Here is a 16,918-nt window from a genome sequence, read left to right as displayed (position 1 = left end):
GACGGGCAGTGAGTGGCACTGAGTGCCGCCCACTGCCCGTTTCCTTTGCTGATCGTTGATCGATCATCGCTCATCTGTTACGTAAAGATTTCATCTGAGAGCAATTTCTGGCACTCAGTGCCTTGTCACCTGACACACCGTGTCATACGTTGATGCTGTCCGGGCGGCCGGAGAGCAGCGATCGCAAGCTCGCCGGCTGTCCCCGGGGGCCCACGGCCCGCGCGCCCGGACGCCTGCGTCACAGGCACCCTCTCGCGCCACAAAGCGCTGCCGAAGCACCACCCCGCCGGACCGACGGCACCCCTCACCACCCTCAGCAGCACCGACGATCCCTCAGGCGCCCCTCCCTCAGGGCGCCCACCGCCGGAGGCAACACCGTGACCGTGAAGGACATCCTGGACGCGATCCAGTCGAAGGACGCCACGCCCGCCGACTTCGCCGCCCTGCCGCTCCCCGAGTCGTACCGCGCGATCACCGTCCACAAGGACGAGACGGAGATGTTCGCGGGCCTGGAGACCCGCGACAAGGACCCGCGCAAGTCGATCCACCTGGACGAGGTCCCGGTGCCCGAACTGGGCCCCGGCGAGGCCCTGGTGGCCGTCATGGCCTCCTCGGTGAACTACAACTCGGTGTGGACCTCGATCTTCGAGCCGCTGTCGACGTTCGGCTTCCTGGAGCGCTACGGCCGCACCAACGAGCTGGCCAAGCGGCACGACCTGCCGTACCACATCATCGGTTCCGACCTCGCGGGCGTCGTCCTGCGCACCGGCCCGGGCGTCAACGCCTGGAAGCCCGGCGACGAGGTCGTCGCCCACTGCCTGTCCGTCGAGCTGGAGTCCTCCGACGGCCACAACGACACGATGCTCGACCCCGAGCAGCGGATCTGGGGCTTCGAGACCAACTTCGGCGGCCTCGCCGAGATCGCGCTGGTGAAGTCCAACCAGCTGATGCCCAAGCCGGCGCACCTGTCGTGGGAGGAGGCGGCGGCCCCGGGCCTGGTGAACTCCACCGCCTACCGGCAGCTGGTGTCCCGCAACGGCGCGGCGATGAAGCAGGGCGACAACGTCCTGATCTGGGGCGCGAGCGGCGGACTCGGGTCGTACGCCACCCAGTTCGCGCTGGCCGGCGGCGCCAATCCCATCTGCGTGGTGTCCTCGCCGCAGAAGGCGGAGATCTGCCGGTCCATGGGCGCCGAGGCGATCATCGACCGCAACGCCGAGGGCTACCGGTTCTGGAAGGACGAGCGGACCCAGGACCCCAAGGAGTGGAAGCGCTTCGGCAAGCGCATCCGCGAACTCACCGGGGGCGAGGACATCGACATCGTCTTCGAGCACCCCGGCCGCGAGACCTTCGGCGCGAGCGTCTACGTCACCCGCAAGGGCGGCACCATCACCACCTGCGCCTCGACCTCGGGTTACCTGCACGAGTACGACAACCGCTACCTGTGGATGTCGCTGAAGCGGATCATCGGCTCGCACTTCGCCAACTACCGCGAGGCATGGGAGGCCAACCGCCTCATCGCCAAGGGCAAGATCCACCCGACCCTGTCGAAGGTGTACTCCCTCCAGGACACCGGCCAGGCCGCCCACGACGTCCACCGCAACCTGCACCAGGGCAAGGTCGGCGTGCTGTGCCTGGCGCCCGAGGAGGGCCTCGGCGTCCGTGACGAGGAGATGCGCGCCCGGCACATCGACGCCATCAACCGCTTCCGGAACGTCTGAGAGCCGCAGATGACAGAGCGTCAGAAGGACCGTCCGTGGCTCATGCGGACGTACGCCGGCCACTCCACGGCCGAGGCGTCCAACGAGCTGTACCGGCGCAATCTCGCCAAGGGCCAGACCGGCCTGTCGGTGGCGTTCGACCTGCCGACCCAGACCGGCTACGACCCCGACCACGTCCTCGCCCGCGGCGAGGTCGGCCGGGTGGGCGTGCCCGTCGCGCACCTGGGCGACATGCGCCGGCTGTTCCGGGACATCCCCCTGGAGCAGATGAACACCTCGATGACGATCAACGCCACCGCCATGTGGCTGCTGGCGCTCTACCAGGTCGTCGCCGAGGAGCAGGGCGCGGACGTCACCAGGCTCCAGGGCACGACCCAGAACGACATCGTCAAGGAGTACCTGTCCCGGGGGACCCACGTGTTCCCCCCGGGGCCCTCGCTCCGGCTGACGACGGACATGATCGCGTACACGGTCTCCCACATCCCGAAGTGGAACCCGATCAACATCTGCAGCTACCACCTCCAGGAGGCGGGAGCCACGCCGGTGCAGGAGATCGCCTACGCGATGTCCACCGCGATCGCCGTCCTGGACGCCGTGCGCGACTCGGGCCAGGTGCCGCCGGAGCGCATGGGCGACGTGGTCGCGCGGCTCTCCTTCTTCGTGAACGCGGGCGTCCGCTTCGTCGAGGAGATGTGCAAGATGCGGGCGTTCGGCCGCATCTGGGACAAGGTCACGCGCGAGCGGTACGGCATCGAGGACCCCAAGAAGCGCCGCTTCCGCTACGGCGTCCAGGTCAACTCGCTCGGCCTGACCGAGGCGCAGCCGGAGAACAACGTCCAGCGGATCGTGCTGGAGATGCTCGCGGTGACGCTGTCGAAGGACGCCCGCGCGCGTGCCGTGCAGCTGCCCGCCTGGAACGAGGCGCTGGGCCTGCCCCGGCCCTGGGACCAGCAGTGGAGCCTGCGCATCCAGCAGGTGCTTGCCTACGAGAGCGACCTGCTGGAGTACGACGACATCTTCGAGGGCTCGAAGGTGATCGAGGCCAAGGTGGAGGAGCTGGTCGCCGACGCCCTCGCGGAGATGGACCGGATCCAGGAGATGGGCGGCGCGCTGGCCGCCGTGGAGTCCGGCTACCTGAAGTCGCGGCTGGTCGCCTCGCACGCCGAGCGCCGGGCCCGGATCGAGTCCGGCGAGGAGAAGATCGTCGGCGTCAACGTCTTCGAGGGCACCGAGCCGAACCCGCTCACGGCCGACCTGGACACCGCGATCCAGACCGTGGACCCGGCGGTCGAGGCCCGGGTCGTCGAGGCCCTGCGGAACTGGCGGGACACCCGCTACCAGCCGCCGTTCAACCATCCCCGGCCGTGCAAGGCGCTGGAGCGGCTGAAGGAGGCCGCCAAGGGCACCGAGAACCTGATGGAGGCCACGCTGGAGTGCGCCCGCGCCGGCGTGACGACCGGCGAGTGGGCCGCCGCCCTGCGCGAGGTGTTCGGCGAGTACCGGGCGCCCACCGGGGTCTCCTCCGCACCGGTCGCGGTCGCCGCCGAGGCCGGCTCGGCGCTCGCCGAGGTGCGCGCCAAGGTGGCGGCCACCGCCCGCGAGCTGGGCGTCGGCAAGCTCCGCTTCCTGGTCGGCAAGCCCGGCCTGGACGGGCACTCCAACGGCGCCGAGCAGATCGCCGTGCGCGCCCGGGACGCCGGCTTCGAGGTGGTCTACCAGGGCATCCGGCTCACCCCGGAGCAGATCGTGGACGCGGCCCTCGCCGAGGACGTCCACGCGGTCGGCCTGTCGATCCTGTCCGGCTCGCACGCGCGGCTGGTCCCGGACGTGCTGCGGCGGCTGCGTGTGGCCGGTGCCACAGATATACCCGTGATCGCGGGTGGCATCATCCCGAACGGTGACGCCGAACAGCTCAGGGACGCCGGAGTGGCCGCGGTGTTCACCCCGAAGGACTTCGACATCACCGGGATCATCGGCCGCATCGTGGACGAGATCCGCACAGCGAACAAGCTCGACCCCCTGGAGGTCCCCGCATGACAACGGTCAACCGCCTTCGCCCCCGGCGCTCCTGCCTGGCCGTACCGGGCAGCAACCCGCGGTTCCTGGAGAAGGCGCAGGGCCTCCCGGCGGACCAGGTCTTCCTGGACCTGGAGGACGCGTGCGCGCCGCTCGCCAAGCCCGAGGCGCGGCACACCATCGTCAAGTTCCTCAACGAGGGCGACTGGACGGGCAAGACCCGGGTGGTCCGGGTCAACGACTGGACGACCGAGTGGACGTACCGGGACGTGGTCACGGTGGTCGAGGGCGCGGGTCCCAACCTCGACTGCATCATGCTGCCCAAGGTGCAGAACGCCCAGCAGGTCGTGGCGCTGGACCTGCTGCTGACGCAGATCGAGAAGACCATGGGCTTCGAGGTCGGCCGGATCGGCATCGAGGCGCAGATCGAGAACGCGCAGGGGCTGAACAACGTCAACGAGATCGCGCAGGCCTCGCCGCGGATCGAGACGATCATCTTCGGCCCGGCCGACTTCATGGCGTCGATCAACATGAAGTCGCTCGTCGTGGGCGAGCAGCCGCCCGGCTACCCGGCGGACGCCTACCACTACATCCTGATGAAGATCCTGATGGCCGCCCGCGCCAACGACCTCCAGGCGATCGACGGCCCCTACCTCCAGATCCGCAACGTCGACGGCTTCCGCGAGGTGGCCGGCCGCGCCGCCGCGCTCGGCTTCGACGGCAAGTGGGTGCTGCACCCGGGCCAGGTCGACGCCGCCAACGAGGTCTTCTCGCCCTCCCAGGAGGACTACGACCACGCCGAGCTGATCCTGGACGCGTACGAGTACTACACCTCCGAGGCGGGCGGCAAGAAGGGTTCCGCGATGCTCGGGGACGAGATGATCGACGAGGCCAGCCGCAAGATGGCCCTGGTCGTCGCGGGCAAGGGCCGCGCCGCCGGCATGCGGCGCACCAGCACGTTCGAGATCCCGGAGGCGTGAGGACGATGCGGTTCGGACGCACCTACGAGGAGTTCGAGGTCGGCGCGGTGTACAAGCACTGGCCGGGCAAGACGGTCACGGAGTACGACGACCATCTGTTCTGCCTGCTCACCATGAACCACCACCCGCTCCACCTGGACGCCAACTACGCGGAGAAGACGACCGACTTCGGCAGGAACGTGGTGGTCGGGAACTACGTCTACTCCCTCCTGCTCGGCATGTCCGTCCCGGACGTCTCCGGCAAGGCCATCGCCAACCTGGAGATCGAGTCGCTGCGCCACGTGGCGCCGACCTTCCACGGCGACACGGTCTACGGCGAGACGACCGTGCTGGACAAGTGGCCCTCGAAGTCGAAGGACGACCGGGGGATCGTGTACGTCGAGACCAAGGGCTACAAGCAGGACGGCACGCTGGTGTGCGTCTTCCGCCGCAAGGTGATGGTGCCCACCGAGACGTACGTCAAGGAGCGCGGCGGGGAGCAGCCGGGCCGCCCGGAACTCAACGCACCTACGGAAAAGACGGAGAAGTAGGCCATGGCCCGTCTCGCCCAGACCGCCGGTCTGACCGACGTCCAGCAGGAGATCCTCTCCACCGTCCGGGATTTTGTCGACAAAGAGATCATCCCGGTCGCGACCGAGCTGGAGCACCGCGACGAGTACCCGCAAGCGATCGTGGACGGACTGAGGGAACTCGGCCTGTTCGGTCTGATGATCCCCGAGGAGTACGGGGGCCTCGGCGAGTCGCTGCTCACCTACGCGCTGTGCGTGGAGGAGATCGCCCGTGGCTGGATGTCGGTGTCCGGCATCATCAACACCCACTTCATCGTCGCGTACATGCTCAAGCAGCACGGGACGCGGGAGCAGAAGGAACACTTCCTGCCGAGGATGGCGGCCGGCGCGATCCGGGGCGCCTTCTCGATGTCGGAGCCGGGCCTCGGCTCCGATGTGTCGGCCATCACGTCCAAGGCGGTCCGGGACGGCGACGAGTACGTCCTGAACGGCCAGAAGATGTGGCTGACGAACGGCGGCACCTCCTCGCTCGTGGCCGTACTGGTCCGCAGTGACGAAGGACACCCCGAGGGCACCGCCCCGCACCGGTCGATGACCACCTTCCTGGTCGAGAAGGAGCCGGGCTTCGGCGAGGTCCGGCCGGGCCTGACCATCCCCGGCAAGATCGAGAAGATGGGCTACAAGGGCGTCGACACCACCGAGTTGATCATGGACGGCCTGCGCGTACCGGCCGACCGGGTGCTCGGCGGGGTCACGGGCCGAGGTTTTTACCAAATGATGGACGGCGTGGAGGTCGGCCGGGTCAACGTGGCGGCGCGCGGCTGCGGCGTGGCCCAGCGCGCCTTCGAGCTGGGCGTCCGCTATGCCCAGGAACGGCACACTTTCGGCAAGCCGATCGCCCAGCACCAGGCCATCCAGTTCAAGCTGGCGGAGATGGCCACCAAGGTCGAGGCCGCGCATGCGATGATGGTCAACGCGGCTCGCAAAAAGGACTCCGGGGAACGAAACGACCTGGAGGCCGGCATGGCGAAGTACCTGGCCTCCGAGTACTGCAAGGAGGTCGTGGAGGACGCCTTCCGGATCCACGGCGGCTACGGCTTCTCCAAGGAGTACGAGATCGAGCGCCTCTACCGCGAGGCCCCGATGCTGCTCATCGGTGAAGGTACCGCCGAGATCCAGAAAATGATCATCGGCCGCCGACTGCTCGAAGAGTATCGGTTCCAGGGCTGATTGTCCGGTTACGGGGTGTTTTCTTCGAGAAGAAGATCACACCCCGTAGACGTTCTTCGGCCGCCGACTCGGCTTCCTGGCTTGCCCAGTTGTGGTCCGCGCCCGGTACGATCCGGGAAAGCCGCCGTCCCCCGTCAGAGCGCGGCATCATCCGCTACGAAGGTCATCCATGCCCCACACCTCTGCACACCGTGACCGCCTGGCAGGCGCACGCCTCGCGCGCGGAGCATCGCCGTGGCTTCTGCCGACCGTCGCCACCGCGGCCGTCAGCCTGGTCCGGGCCCGCCGTTCCGGCGCGGCCAGGGCCGTCGCCGTGCCCGCCACCGCGCTCGCGGCGGGCATGCTGTGGTTCTTCCGCGACCCCGAGCGCGAGATCGCCCCCGGCCGGGTCATCTCGCCCGCGGACGGTGTGGTGCAGAGCATCATGCCGTGGAAGGACGGCCGCACCCGCGTCGCGATCTTCATGAGCCCGCTCAACGTCCACGTCAACCGGGCGCCCCTCACGGGCACGGTGACGTCCGTCGAGCACATCCCCGGCGGCTTTGTTCCGGCTTTCAACAAGGAGAGCGAGAACAACGAGCGCGTAGTCTGGCATTTCGACACCGAACTCGGCGACATCGAGATGATCCAGATCGCCGGCGCGGTGGCCCGCCGCATCGTGCCCTACCTCCCGGAGGGCACGAAGGTCGAGCAGGGCGACCGTATCGGTCTGATCCGCTTCGGCTCGCGTGTCGACCTCTACCTTCCCGAGGGTGTGGAGGTCGCGGTCGAGGTCGGACAGAAGACCGTGGCTGGGGTGACTCGCATTGACCGTGATTGATCCGGAGACCCAGGCGGGCTGGGTGCCCGAGGCCGACGAGGTGGACGAAGAGGAGGAGATGCCCCTCTCTCTGCGTCTGTCGATAGCGGACACCCTCACGCTGGGCAACGCCACGTGCGGGTTCATGGCGGTGTACTTCACCACCACCGGCATCCTGATCCCGCACCTGACCGGCAGCCAGGAGTCCGGCATGGCCCGCCACAGCGCGGCCACGGCGGTCATCCTGATGCTCTGCGCGGCGGTCTTCGACCTGTTCGACGGCCTGGTGGCGCGCAAGCTGCGTTCGTCGCCGATGGGCGCGGAGCTGGACAACCTGTCGGACCTGATCAGCTTCGGCCTCGCGCCCGCGTACTTCGTGCTCGTCTACGGCATGGTCGCCGACGACGCGCACCAGCGGGTGGCGGCGGTGGGCGCGATCGTGGTGCTGCTGGCCGTGGTGCTCAGACTGGCGCGGTTCAGCTGCGTGACGCTGAAGGACGGCATGTTCCAGGGCATGCCCTCGCCGTTCGGCGCGCTGACGGTCGTCTCGATCGTGCTGCTGGAGCTGCCGTTCGTGGCGACGCTGCTGGCGATCCTGGGGACGGCGTGGCTGATGGTGAGCCGGGTGGAGTACCCGAAGCCGCGCGGCCGGCTGGCCGGGGCGATGCTCGGCTGGATCGTGCTGTCGATGGGGCTGCTGGCCGCGTGGGCCTTCGACGCGCCGAGCGGTCAGCTGCTGCTCCAGACGGGATGCGCGCTCCAGCTGGTGATGGGCGCGGTGATTCCGCTGTTCGCCACGGCCCGGCGGGTGAACAACTTCCGCGACAACCGCCGCGAGGCGCGTGCCGCGCAGCTGCCGTAGCGACGCTTCGACGAGGGGCCCCCTACCCGGGTCGGGTAGGGGGCCCCTCGCTCGTGTCCGTACCCTCCGCCAAGCCCTCGCTCCGCCCACCCGCTCGGCCGTCTCGGCGGGCCGAGGGGCCGCCGCGCGGCGCCCCGGCCGCCTCGCCGGCCGGGGCGGACGGTCCCGCCGCGGCCGAGGCGGGGCTCCGGCCGGACCGGGGCGGACACTGCCGCCGTGGGCCGGGGCCGTGGGCCGGTCGGGTGCCTCCCGGTCTGCCGGTGATGGGTCGCCGGGCGAGGCCGGGGGTCCGGGGGCGGAGCCTCCCGGGGGGTCAGCCCAGGTGGGTCTCGGCCAGGCGGACGGCGACCCGCTCCAGGATCGGCCCGGCGTCCGCGATGCACTTGGCGACGTCCGGCTCGACCGACGTGAGGGGGTACGCCTCCGAGATGCCGGCCCGCCGCAGCGCCTCCTCGGGCAGGGCGAGCCGTCCGCACACCGCCACCACCGGCTTGCCCGCGGCGCGCGCCGCCGAGGCCACCCCCGCCGGCGCCTTCCCGTGCAGCGTCTGCTCGTCCAGCGAGCCCTCACCGGTGATCACCAGGGACGCCCGTTCCAGGGCGGGCGCGAAGCCCAGGACGTCCAGCATGACCTCGATGCCGGGGCGGAACCGGGCGCCGAGGAGCAGCGCGCCGTAGCCGATGCCGCCGGCCGCGCCCGCGCCCGGGGACGCCGCGTACTCGGCGGCCCGCGGGCCCGCCTCGGCCTCCAGCACCTTCGCGAAGTGCGCCAGCGCCGCGTCCAGCGCCGCCACGTCGTCCGGCGAGGCCCCCTTCTGCGGGCCGTACACGGCGGGCGCGCCCTTCGGCCCGGTCAGCGGGTTGTCGACGTCGCTGGCCAGCACCAGCTCGACCGAGGACAGCCGCGGGTCCAGGCCGGAGAGGTCGGCGCGGGCCAGGCCGGCCAGTCCGCCGCCGCCCGGGGGCACCGGCTCGCCCGACCCGGTGAGGAACCGGGCGCCGAGCGCGGCCAGCATGCCCGCGCCGCCGTCCGTGGTGGCGCTGCCGCCGACGCCGAAGACGATCGTCCGCGCGCCCGCGTCCAGCGCGGCCCGCAGCAGTTCCCCGGAGCCGTACGTGGAGGCCGTCAGGGGCGCGAAGACCCCGGCCGGCAGCCGCTGGAGGCCGCTCGCCTCGGCCATCTCCACGACCGCGGTGCCCTCGCGCAGCGCGAACGCGGCCGTCACCTCCTCGCCGAGCGGCCCGGTCACCCGGACCTCGCGCCGTTCGAAGCCGGCCGCGACCGCCGCGTCCACGGTCCCGTCGCCGCCGTCGGCCACGGGCAGCGCCTCCACCGCCAGATCCGGCACGACCCGGCGCAGCCCGGCCGTCACCCGCTCGGCGACCTGCACGGCCGTCAGCGAGCCCTTGAACTTGTCCGCGGCGATGAGCACCCGACGGGTCTCGTTCCCTGAAGCGTCCGCCACCTTGTCTTCCCCTTGCTCTCCGGGCCCCGCGCACGGCGGGGCCAGTCGCGCCGCTGTGACGATAACCGCAGGACACCCCCGCCGTCATGCCCCGCCCGAACCCTGGAAGGGCGTAAGGAGCCGGGCCGAGTGGGTACTCCGCTGCCATGAGCACCCAGCGCACCGCACCGGACCTCGCCGACCGGCTGCACGGCGGCTGGCTCGGCCGGATCGCGGGCAACATGCTCGGCAAGCCGGTCGAGCAGGGCGAGGTGTGGACCCGCGACCGGATCGACCGGTACCTGCGCCGGGCCGCCGCCCTGCCGCTGACGGACTATCTGCCCGAGCCCGCCGACCCGGCCGAGGCCGCCGCGCTGCGCCCGGAGTGGCGGTGCTGCGTGCGCGGCCGGATCGACGGCAGCTGCCGGGACGACGACGTGGACTACGCGATCCTCGGCCTGCACCTGCTGGAGACCCACGGCTTCGGCTTCAGCACCGAGCAGGTCGGCGACCTGTGGCTGCTGAGACTGCCGTACCTGCAGACGTTCACGGCGGAACGGGCCGCGTACCGGAACCTGGCGAACGGCCTGAGGCCGCCGCTGACGGCGACGTACGACAATCCGTACCAGGAGTGGATCGGCGCGCTGATCCGCGCCGACGTCTTCGGCTGGACCTGCCCCGGTGATCCCGCCCGGGCCGCCGGCCTGGCCCGCCGGGACGCGGTGCTCTCGCACACCGGCAACGGTGTCTACGGCGCCATGTGGGCCGCCGCCCTGATCGCGGCCTCCTTCACCGCCCCGACCGTCCGGGACGCGCTGGAGGCGGCGCTCGGGGTCGTGCCGGCGGGCAGCCGCCTGGCCCGGACGGTGCGGCGGGTCGCGAGCCTGCACGAGACCCGGCTGCCCTGGGACCAGACCCTGGCCACGGTGGCCGAGGAGACCGCCGGGCTCGGCTGGATCCACACCGTGCCGAACGCCGCCGTCCTGACCGCCGGGCTGCTGTACGGCGAGGACGACTTCACCCGGACCCTCGCGCTGACCGTGCGCGGCGGCCTGGACACCGACTCCAACGGGGCCACGGCCGGTTCGGTGGCCGGGGTGCGCACCGGGGCGCGGGCCGTTCCGGCCCAGTGGCGGGAGCCGCTGCGGGACACGGTGCGCAGCGCCGTGTTCGGTTTCGACGGCGTACGGATCAGTGCCCTGGCCGAGCGCACGCTGCGCCTGGCGACGGCGGGTTCGCCGGGCGGACCGCTGGTTACCCTGTCCGGATGACCACCACTCCTGACTTCGCCGCGTACATCGCGGGCCTGCCCCGCGTCCTCGCCGGGGCCGCCGCGCTCTTCCGGGACGCCGAGGGCCGTGTGCTGCTCGTGGAACCCAACTACCGCGAGGGCTGGGCCCTGCCGGGCGGGACCATCGAGTCCGACACCGGGGAGACGCCGCGCGAGGGCGCCCGCCGGGAGACGCTGGAGGAGATCGGGCTGGACCGTCCGCTGGGCCGGCTGCTCGCGGTGGACTGGGTGCACGGCACGGCCCGGCCGCCGCTGGTGGCGTACCTGTACGACGGCGGTGTGCTCACCGAGTCCGAGCTGAAGGCCATCCGGCTCCAGGAGGAGGAGCTGCTGTCCTGGCGCCTGGTCGCCCGCGAGGACCTGGCCGCCCATCTGCCGGGCGCGCTGGGCCGCCGGGTATTGGCCGGTCTGGACGTGCTGGCGGAGGGCGGCGGCACGGCGGAGCTGGAGAACGGCCACCGGGTGGCCTGACGCGGCGCTCCGGGTCCGGGGGCCGCGTGTCCGCCTCGCGCGGCGCCTCGCCGCCTCGGCCGTGCGGGGACGCCGCGCCGGAGGGCTCCCCTCCGGGACCGTTCCGTAAGGGCCGCCCCGGGTTAACCGCTCGCGGTGGCCGCCGGGCCCGCCCTACCCTCGGTGCCATGGCCAAGCCCCTCGTCGCCCTGCTGAGCGGGGCCGGTATCTCCACCGACTCCGGAATCCCCGACTACCGCGGGCCGAACGGGCTGTGGCGGCGCGATCCGGAGGCCGAGAAGCTCGTGACGTACGAGTACTACATGGCGGACCCGGAGATCCGGCGCCGGTCCTGGGTGATGCGGCGCGAGAGCGGCGGGCTCACGGCCCGGCCGAACGCGGCGCACCGGGCCGTCGCCGAGCTGGAGCGGTCCGGCGTCCCGGTGCGGGTCCTCACCCAGAACGTGGACGGGTTGCACCAGCTGGCCGGCCTGCCCGCCCGCAAGGTCCTCGAACTGCACGGCAGCGCCCGTGCCGTGGTCTGTACCCGGTGTCACGCCCGGGGGCCGATGGAGGACGCGCTCGCCCGGGTGGAGGCGGGCGAGGCGGACCCGCCGTGCCGGGAGTGCGGCGGCGTCCTGAAGCCGGCGACGGTGATGTTCGGCGAGCGGCTGGACCCCGTGGTGCTCGGCGAGGCCGCGGCCATCGCCAAGGCCTGCCAGGTGTTCGTGGCCGTCGGCAGCAGCCTCCAGGTGCACCCCGCCGCCGGGCTGGCCGGGGTCGCCGCCGACCACGGCGCCCGGCTCGTCGTCGTCAACGCCGAGCCGACGCCGTACGACGACCGGGCCGACGAGGTGATCCGCGAACCGATCGGCACCGCGCTGCCCGCCCTGCTCGCCCGGCTGGCCGCGGAGGGCGGCGGCGCGTAGCGGCCGGGGCCCGCCGGCCGTGGTGGTCAGAACAGGGCCGCGCCGCCGCCCCGTTCGAAGTCCAGCAGCCGGCGCTTGCGGTCCAGGCCGCCGCCGTAGCCGGTGAGGCCGCCGCCCGCGCCGATCACCCGGTGGCAGGGCACGATGATGCCCACCGGGTTCTTGCCGTTGGCGAGGCCGACCGCGCGGGAGGCCTTGGGGTTGCCGAGGGCGTCGGCGAGCTGGCCGTAGGAGCGGGTCTCGCCGTAAGGGATGCGGGTCAGCTGTTCCCAGACCCGGCGCTGGAACGGGGTGCCGTGCAGGCGCAGTTCCACCGTGAACTCCTTCAGCTCGCCCGCGAAATAGGCCGCGAGCTGCTCCTCGGCCTGGGCGAACGGGGTGTCGTCGGGGGTGCCGAAGCTCTCCTCCGGCGGGCGGTGGCGCTGGCCGGCCATGTACAGGCCGCACAGGACGCCGTCGTCGGCGACGAGCGTGAGCGGGCCGTAGGGGCTGTCGATGACGGTGTGCTGCTTCATGGCGGGGTCCTCGTACGGGTGCTCAGGCGTAGGTGTCCTTGTATCAGGATCCTTACGCGGGCAGGAAGTTGATGGGGTGGCTGTCGGTCGCCCACAGGTACTGGACGGCGTACGCCCGCCAGGGCCGCCAGCCCTCCGCTCGGGCGGTGAGCGCGGCCGGGGTGGACGGCAGGCCCAGTTCCCCGGCGGCGCGCCGGATGCCGAGGTCGGTGGGGAGGAACGCGTCGGGGTCGCCGAGGGCGCGCATGGCGATGACGTCCGCCGTCCACGGCCCGAAGCCGGGCAGCGCGAGCAGCCGGGCGCGGGCCTCGGCCCAGTCGGTGTCCACCCCCAGGCGCACATCGCCGTCGGCGAGCAGCCGGACCAGGGTGGTGAGGGTGGCGCGCCGGGTGCGGGGCATGGCCAGGGTCTCGGGGTCGACGGCGGCCAGCGCCTCGGGCGTGGGGAAGAGGTGGGTGAGGCCGCCCTCGGGGTCGTCGAGGGGTTTGCCGTGCGCGGTGACCAGGCGGGCCGCGTGGGTGCGGGCGGCGGCCGTGGACACCTGCTGGCCTAGCACGGCCCGGACGGCGAACTCGGCCTCGTCGACCGTGCGCGGCACCCGGCGGCCGGGGCCCCGGTCGACCAGCGGGGCGAGCAGCGGGTCGGTGCGCAGCCGCTCGTCCACGGCGACGGGGTCGGCGTCCAGGTCGAGCAGGCGGCGGCAGCGGCTGATGGCCACGGTCAGGTCCCGCAGGTCGCTCAGGGTGAGCCGGCAGGCGATGTGGTCGGGGCGCGGGGCGAGGGCGACGATGCCGTGGCCGTAGGTCAGCCGCAGCGTGCGCCGGTAGGCGCCGTCCCGCCACTCCTCCACGCCGGGTACGGCGGTGGCGGCGAGGTGGCCGAAGAGGTTGGACGGGTTGAGCGGGGCGCGGAACGGCAAGCGCAGGGTGAGCACGCCGGGGGTGCCGGTGCCGCTCGCGGGCACGCGGGCGCGCAGCTCGCCCGGGGACAGGGCGAAGATCTCGCGGACGGTGTCGTTGAAGGCGCGCACGGAGGAGAAGCCGGCCGCGAACGCGATCTGGGCCATGGGCAGCGCGGTGGTCTCGATGAGCAGCCGGGCGGTCTGGGCGCGCTGGGCGCGGGCGAGGGCGAGCGGGCCGGCGCCCAGTTCGGCGAGGAGCTGCCGCTCGACCTGCCGGGCGCTGTAGCCGAGCCGGGCGGCGAGTCCGGGGACGCCCTCGCGGTCCACGACGCCGTCGGCGATCAGCCGCATGGCGCGGGCGACCAGGTCGGCGCGCCGGTTCCACTCCGGGGAGCCGGGGCTGGTGTCGGGGCGGCAGCGCTTGCAGGCGCGGAACCCGGCCTGCTGGCAGGCGGCGGCGCTCGGGTAGAACGTCATGTTCTCCGGCTTGGGCGGCACCACCGGGCAGCTCGGGCGGCAGTAGATCCCGGTGGTCAGGACGGCCGTGAAGAACCATCCGTCGAACCGCGCGTCCTTGGACCGCACGGCGCGCACGCAGTGCTCCCGGTCGAGGTGAGTCCCTGTCTGCATGCATCCAGCATCGACCACGGGCCGCCCCGTCGCTGGCGGAAATCCGACATGAACCCGGCCTGGCCCGGCCCTTCACCGAATCACGGTGTGGGCGCGGGGGTGTGCTGCCGCCGGAACCCGTCGATCCACCCGGTGGTGGCGCGCAGTCCGCCGAAGGTGTAGAAGTGCACCTTCACCACGCCGTGCCGAGCGGGATCGTAGCGGTCGGCCAGCGCGTGCAGGAAGCGGTCCGGGCCGGTGGTGCCCATGAGATTGGTCAGCGAGAAGCCGTACTTGCGGGCGACGGAGGCGCTGGTGCCGACGCCGAACCGGGTGGCGTAGCCCAGCAGCCGGCGCACCCCGGCCGGGCCGGGGACGCCGACGCGGACGGGCAGGTGCACGTCCCGGGCGCGCAGGGCCTCCAGCCAGGCGAGGACCGGGTCCGCGTCGAAGCCGAACTGGGTGATGACCTCGCCGTCGAACCGGTCGGCGCCGATGGCGGCCGCCTTGTCCGTGAGCGCCGACCACAGGGCCCGGTCGGTGATGCCGGGGTGGCCTTCCGGGTAGCCGGCGATGCCGATGTGCCGGACGCCGTGGTGGCGCAGCAGCCCGGTGCGCAGGACGGCGAGGGCGTCGGGGTAGGGGCCCTCGGGGCGGGCGGGGTCGCCGCCGACGACGAACACGTTCCCGGCGGTGCCGTCGGCGGCCAGCCCGGCGAGGAACTCCTCCAGGGCGGGCCGGGAGGGCAGCCGGCGGGCGGAGATGTGCGGGACGGGGACGAAGCCGAGCCGCTTGACCGCGCGGGCCGCCGTCAGCCGGGTGGCGGTGTCCTCGCCGGCCAGGAAGGTGATGTTGATCCGGGTGCCGGGCGGGATGCCGTCGCGCGCCTCCTCCAGCCGGGGCACGTCCTTGCCGGTCATCTCCAGGGAGAAGTCGTCCAGCAGAGCGGGGTTCATGGGGCTTCTCGGCTTTCGTACGGCTGGTCCCGGACGCGGCCGATGATGTCACGCGGGGTGCCGGAACCCGTGGGCAGGGCTCCTCCCCACGGGTTTATGGACCTGTGCACAGCTCCTTGTTTGGCTCTGTTCGCCGGGCCAACGGCGGGGCAGGGTGGGGTTTCCGATCACCCGAGGAGGTCCCGTTGAGTGTTCCGTCCGATCCCGGCGCGCGAGCGGTGGTGGCGTGACCGTGCTCTTCCGGCATGCCGACGCGGTCCGGGCCGCGTATCCCGAACTGTCCGCCGGCGCGCTGTACGCCGCCGGTGTCGGCGCCCCGGCCGACACCGGTCCGCGCGCCGCCGTGTACACCGCGCGGGCCCTGGCGCGGCTGGCGCGGGCGGCCGAGGGCGAGTTTCCCGAGGTACTGGCCTGGCGGCGGGCCTTCAGCCGGATGGGGGTGAAGCCGACGCAGGTCCGGTCGGCCTCGGAGTCGCTGCTGCGGCGGCTGCGCAAGGAAGGCGGGCTGCCGCGCATCCATCCGCTGGTGGACCTGTGCAACGCCGTCTCGGTGGCGTACGCGGTGCCGGTCGCCGTCCTCGACGTGGACCGCGTCACCGGGCCGGTGCTGGAGGTCCGGCCGGCGCGGGGGGACGAGACGTACACGCGGTTCGGCGGGGGCGACGAGTCACCCGTGCCCGGCGAGGTGACGTTCGTGGACTCGGCGGGCCGGGCGCACGCGCGGCGCTGGACCCACCGGCAGAGCGGGTATTCGGCGGTCGGCGCGGAGACCGGGCGGGTGTTGGTGGTGACGGAGGCGATGCACGACGGCGGCGCGGACACCGTGGCGGAGGTCCTGAAGACCATCGAGGAGGAGGTGGCCGCGCACTGGGCGGCCGCCACGGCGGCGGCCGTCCTCACGCCCGGCGCCCCGGAGTTCGGCTTCGGGTCCTGACCGGGCGCCGGGGCGGGCGCGTGACAGCATGAGCGGCGTGGACGAGGGGCGGGACACGGTGGAGGCGCCGGCGCGCGGATCCGACTTCCTCCAGCTGGCCGTCGCCGACGTGCCCGCCGGCGGCAAGGCGGAGTGGCTGGCCGGACGGCTGCGGGAGGCGATAGCGGACGGCCGGCTCCCGGTGGGCGGCCGGCTGCCGCCGACCCGCGTTCTCGCGGCCGAGCTGCGGGTCTCCCGCGGCGTGGTGACGGAGGCCTACCGCCGCCTCGCCGAGGACGGCCACGTAACGGGCCGCCGCCGCGCCGGCACCACCGTGGTCGCCTCCCCGCTCACCCCGCCACCGCCCACGGGTTCCGGCAGCGGGCGGACGGCGGGGCCGGCCCCGGCCGGGGGTGACGGCGTCGGGCGGGGCGCGGGGGACGCCTTCGAGCACGGCGACGGCTCGCGCCGGGGCGCCCCGGACGGGCGCGGGCCCGCCGGCACGGGTGGTGCCGGCGACCCGGGCCTGGAGGACGCCCGCGGGCACGCCGCCGGAACCGGCGCGGGGCGAACCCGCCGCCCGGCCGACGACCGGGAACCGGGCAAGACCGACGGGCGCCCAACCACCGGCACGGACGGCACCGGCAACCCGGGCCTGGAGGACGCCCGCGGGCACGCCGCCAGAATCGACGCGGGACGAACCCGCCGCCCGGCCGACGACCGGGAACCGGGCAAGACCGACGGGCGCCCAACCACCGGCACGGACGGCACCGGCAACCCGGGCCTGGAGGAG

Annotated in this window: 16 protein-coding genes; 12 read left to right on the top strand and 4 right to left on the bottom strand. The window is 72.7% G+C overall.

Annotated features, from left to right (window positions below):
* The first annotated feature begins 383 nt into the window (after positions 1-383).
* From ccrA to pssA, 7 genes are all read left to right on the top strand, one after another.
* Positions 384-1,721 carry a crotonyl-CoA carboxylase/reductase gene (gene ccrA, locus ACZ63H_RS26045; RefSeq protein ID WP_469869006.1) on the top strand — a complete coding sequence of 446 codons (1,338 nt, stop codon included), beginning with the start codon at positions 384-386 and terminating at the stop codon, positions 1,719-1,721.
* Positions 1,722-1,730: 9 nt separating this feature from the next.
* Entirely contained in the window at positions 1,731-3,758 is a 2,028-nt protein-coding gene (locus ACZ63H_RS26040) for a protein meaA (RefSeq protein ID WP_469868918.1), read from the top strand.
* Positions 3,755-4,717 carry an HpcH/HpaI aldolase/citrate lyase family protein gene (locus ACZ63H_RS26035; RefSeq protein WP_318200508.1) on the top strand — a complete coding sequence of 321 codons (963 nt, stop codon included), beginning with the start codon at positions 3,755-3,757 and terminating at the stop codon, positions 4,715-4,717. Before ACZ63H_RS26040 ends, ACZ63H_RS26035 begins: the two co-directional genes overlap by 4 nt.
* 5 nt (positions 4,718-4,722) lie before the next feature.
* Positions 4,723-5,247 carry a MaoC family dehydratase gene (locus ACZ63H_RS26030; RefSeq protein ID WP_469868915.1) on the top strand — a complete coding sequence of 175 codons (525 nt, stop codon included), beginning with the start codon at positions 4,723-4,725 and terminating at the stop codon, positions 5,245-5,247.
* Between the two features lie 3 nt (positions 5,248-5,250).
* Positions 5,251-6,456: an acyl-CoA dehydrogenase family protein gene (locus ACZ63H_RS26025; protein ID WP_469868913.1), complete on the top strand. Its 1,206-nt coding sequence runs from the start codon at positions 5,251-5,253 to the stop codon at positions 6,454-6,456.
* A 169-nt stretch (positions 6,457-6,625) separates the two neighbouring features.
* Positions 6,626-7,276 (top strand): phosphatidylserine decarboxylase, encoded by a 651-nt coding sequence (locus tag ACZ63H_RS26020; protein WP_467932992.1) that lies wholly within the window; start codon positions 6,626-6,628, stop codon positions 7,274-7,276.
* A gap of 22 nt (positions 7,277-7,298) precedes the next feature.
* Positions 7,299-8,117 (top strand): CDP-diacylglycerol--serine O-phosphatidyltransferase, encoded by an 819-nt coding sequence (gene pssA, locus ACZ63H_RS26015; RefSeq protein WP_030605915.1) that lies wholly within the window; start codon positions 7,299-7,301, stop codon positions 8,115-8,117.
* Positions 8,118-8,430: 313 nt separating this feature from the next.
* Here pssA and ACZ63H_RS26010 read toward each other — a convergent pair whose 3' ends face one another.
* A complete protein-coding gene (locus ACZ63H_RS26010; protein WP_469868911.1) occupies positions 8,431-9,582 on the bottom strand; it encodes a glycerate kinase in 1,152 nt (383 codons plus the stop codon).
* 146 nt (positions 9,583-9,728) lie between these two features.
* Here ACZ63H_RS26010 and ACZ63H_RS26005 point away from each other — a divergent pair, with 146 nt between their 5' ends.
* From ACZ63H_RS26005 to ACZ63H_RS25995, 3 genes are all read left to right on the top strand, one after another.
* Positions 9,729-10,832, top strand: coding sequence for an ADP-ribosylglycohydrolase family protein (locus ACZ63H_RS26005; protein WP_469868909.1), 1,104 nt, complete (start codon positions 9,729-9,731; stop codon positions 10,830-10,832).
* Positions 10,829-11,323, top strand: a complete 495-nt coding sequence (locus ACZ63H_RS26000) for an NUDIX domain-containing protein (protein ID WP_469868907.1) — start codon at positions 10,829-10,831, stop codon at positions 11,321-11,323. The genes ACZ63H_RS26005 and ACZ63H_RS26000 overlap by 4 nt, the downstream gene beginning before the upstream one ends.
* Before the next feature lie 167 nt (positions 11,324-11,490).
* A complete protein-coding gene (locus ACZ63H_RS25995) occupies positions 11,491-12,231 on the top strand; it encodes an SIR2 family NAD-dependent protein deacylase (RefSeq protein WP_469868905.1) in 741 nt (246 codons plus the stop codon).
* A gap of 26 nt (positions 12,232-12,257) precedes the next feature.
* On the opposite strand, the gene ACZ63H_RS25990 is transcribed toward ACZ63H_RS25995, so the two are convergent.
* The 3 genes from ACZ63H_RS25990 to ACZ63H_RS25980 all read right to left on the bottom strand — a co-directional run bounded on the left by ACZ63H_RS25990 (position 12,258) and on the right by ACZ63H_RS25980 (position 15,212).
* Entirely contained in the window at positions 12,258-12,746 is a 489-nt protein-coding gene (locus ACZ63H_RS25990) for a methylated-DNA--[protein]-cysteine S-methyltransferase (protein ID WP_469868903.1), read from the bottom strand.
* A 52-nt stretch (positions 12,747-12,798) separates the two neighbouring features.
* On the bottom strand, positions 12,799-14,277 hold the full coding sequence (locus ACZ63H_RS25985) for an AlkA N-terminal domain-containing protein (protein ID WP_469868901.1): 1,479 nt from the start codon (positions 14,275-14,277) through the stop codon (positions 12,799-12,801).
* Positions 14,278-14,357: 80 nt separating this feature from the next.
* A complete protein-coding gene (locus ACZ63H_RS25980) occupies positions 14,358-15,212 on the bottom strand; it encodes a methylenetetrahydrofolate reductase (protein WP_469868899.1) in 855 nt (284 codons plus the stop codon).
* Between the two features lie 226 nt (positions 15,213-15,438).
* Between ACZ63H_RS25980 and ACZ63H_RS25975 the strand changes: the two genes are divergently transcribed.
* Positions 15,439-16,146, top strand: a complete 708-nt coding sequence (locus tag ACZ63H_RS25975; RefSeq protein WP_469868897.1) for a B3/B4 domain-containing protein — start codon at positions 15,439-15,441, stop codon at positions 16,144-16,146.
* Between the two features lie 28 nt (positions 16,147-16,174).
* On the top strand, positions 16,175-16,918 hold a 744-nt coding region (locus ACZ63H_RS25970), incomplete at its 3' end, for a GntR family transcriptional regulator (protein ID WP_469868895.1).

It is taken from the genome of Streptomyces sp. NPDC104831 (genome assembly GCF_055583025.1).
This window is presented reverse-complemented; position numbering and strand designations above follow the sequence as displayed.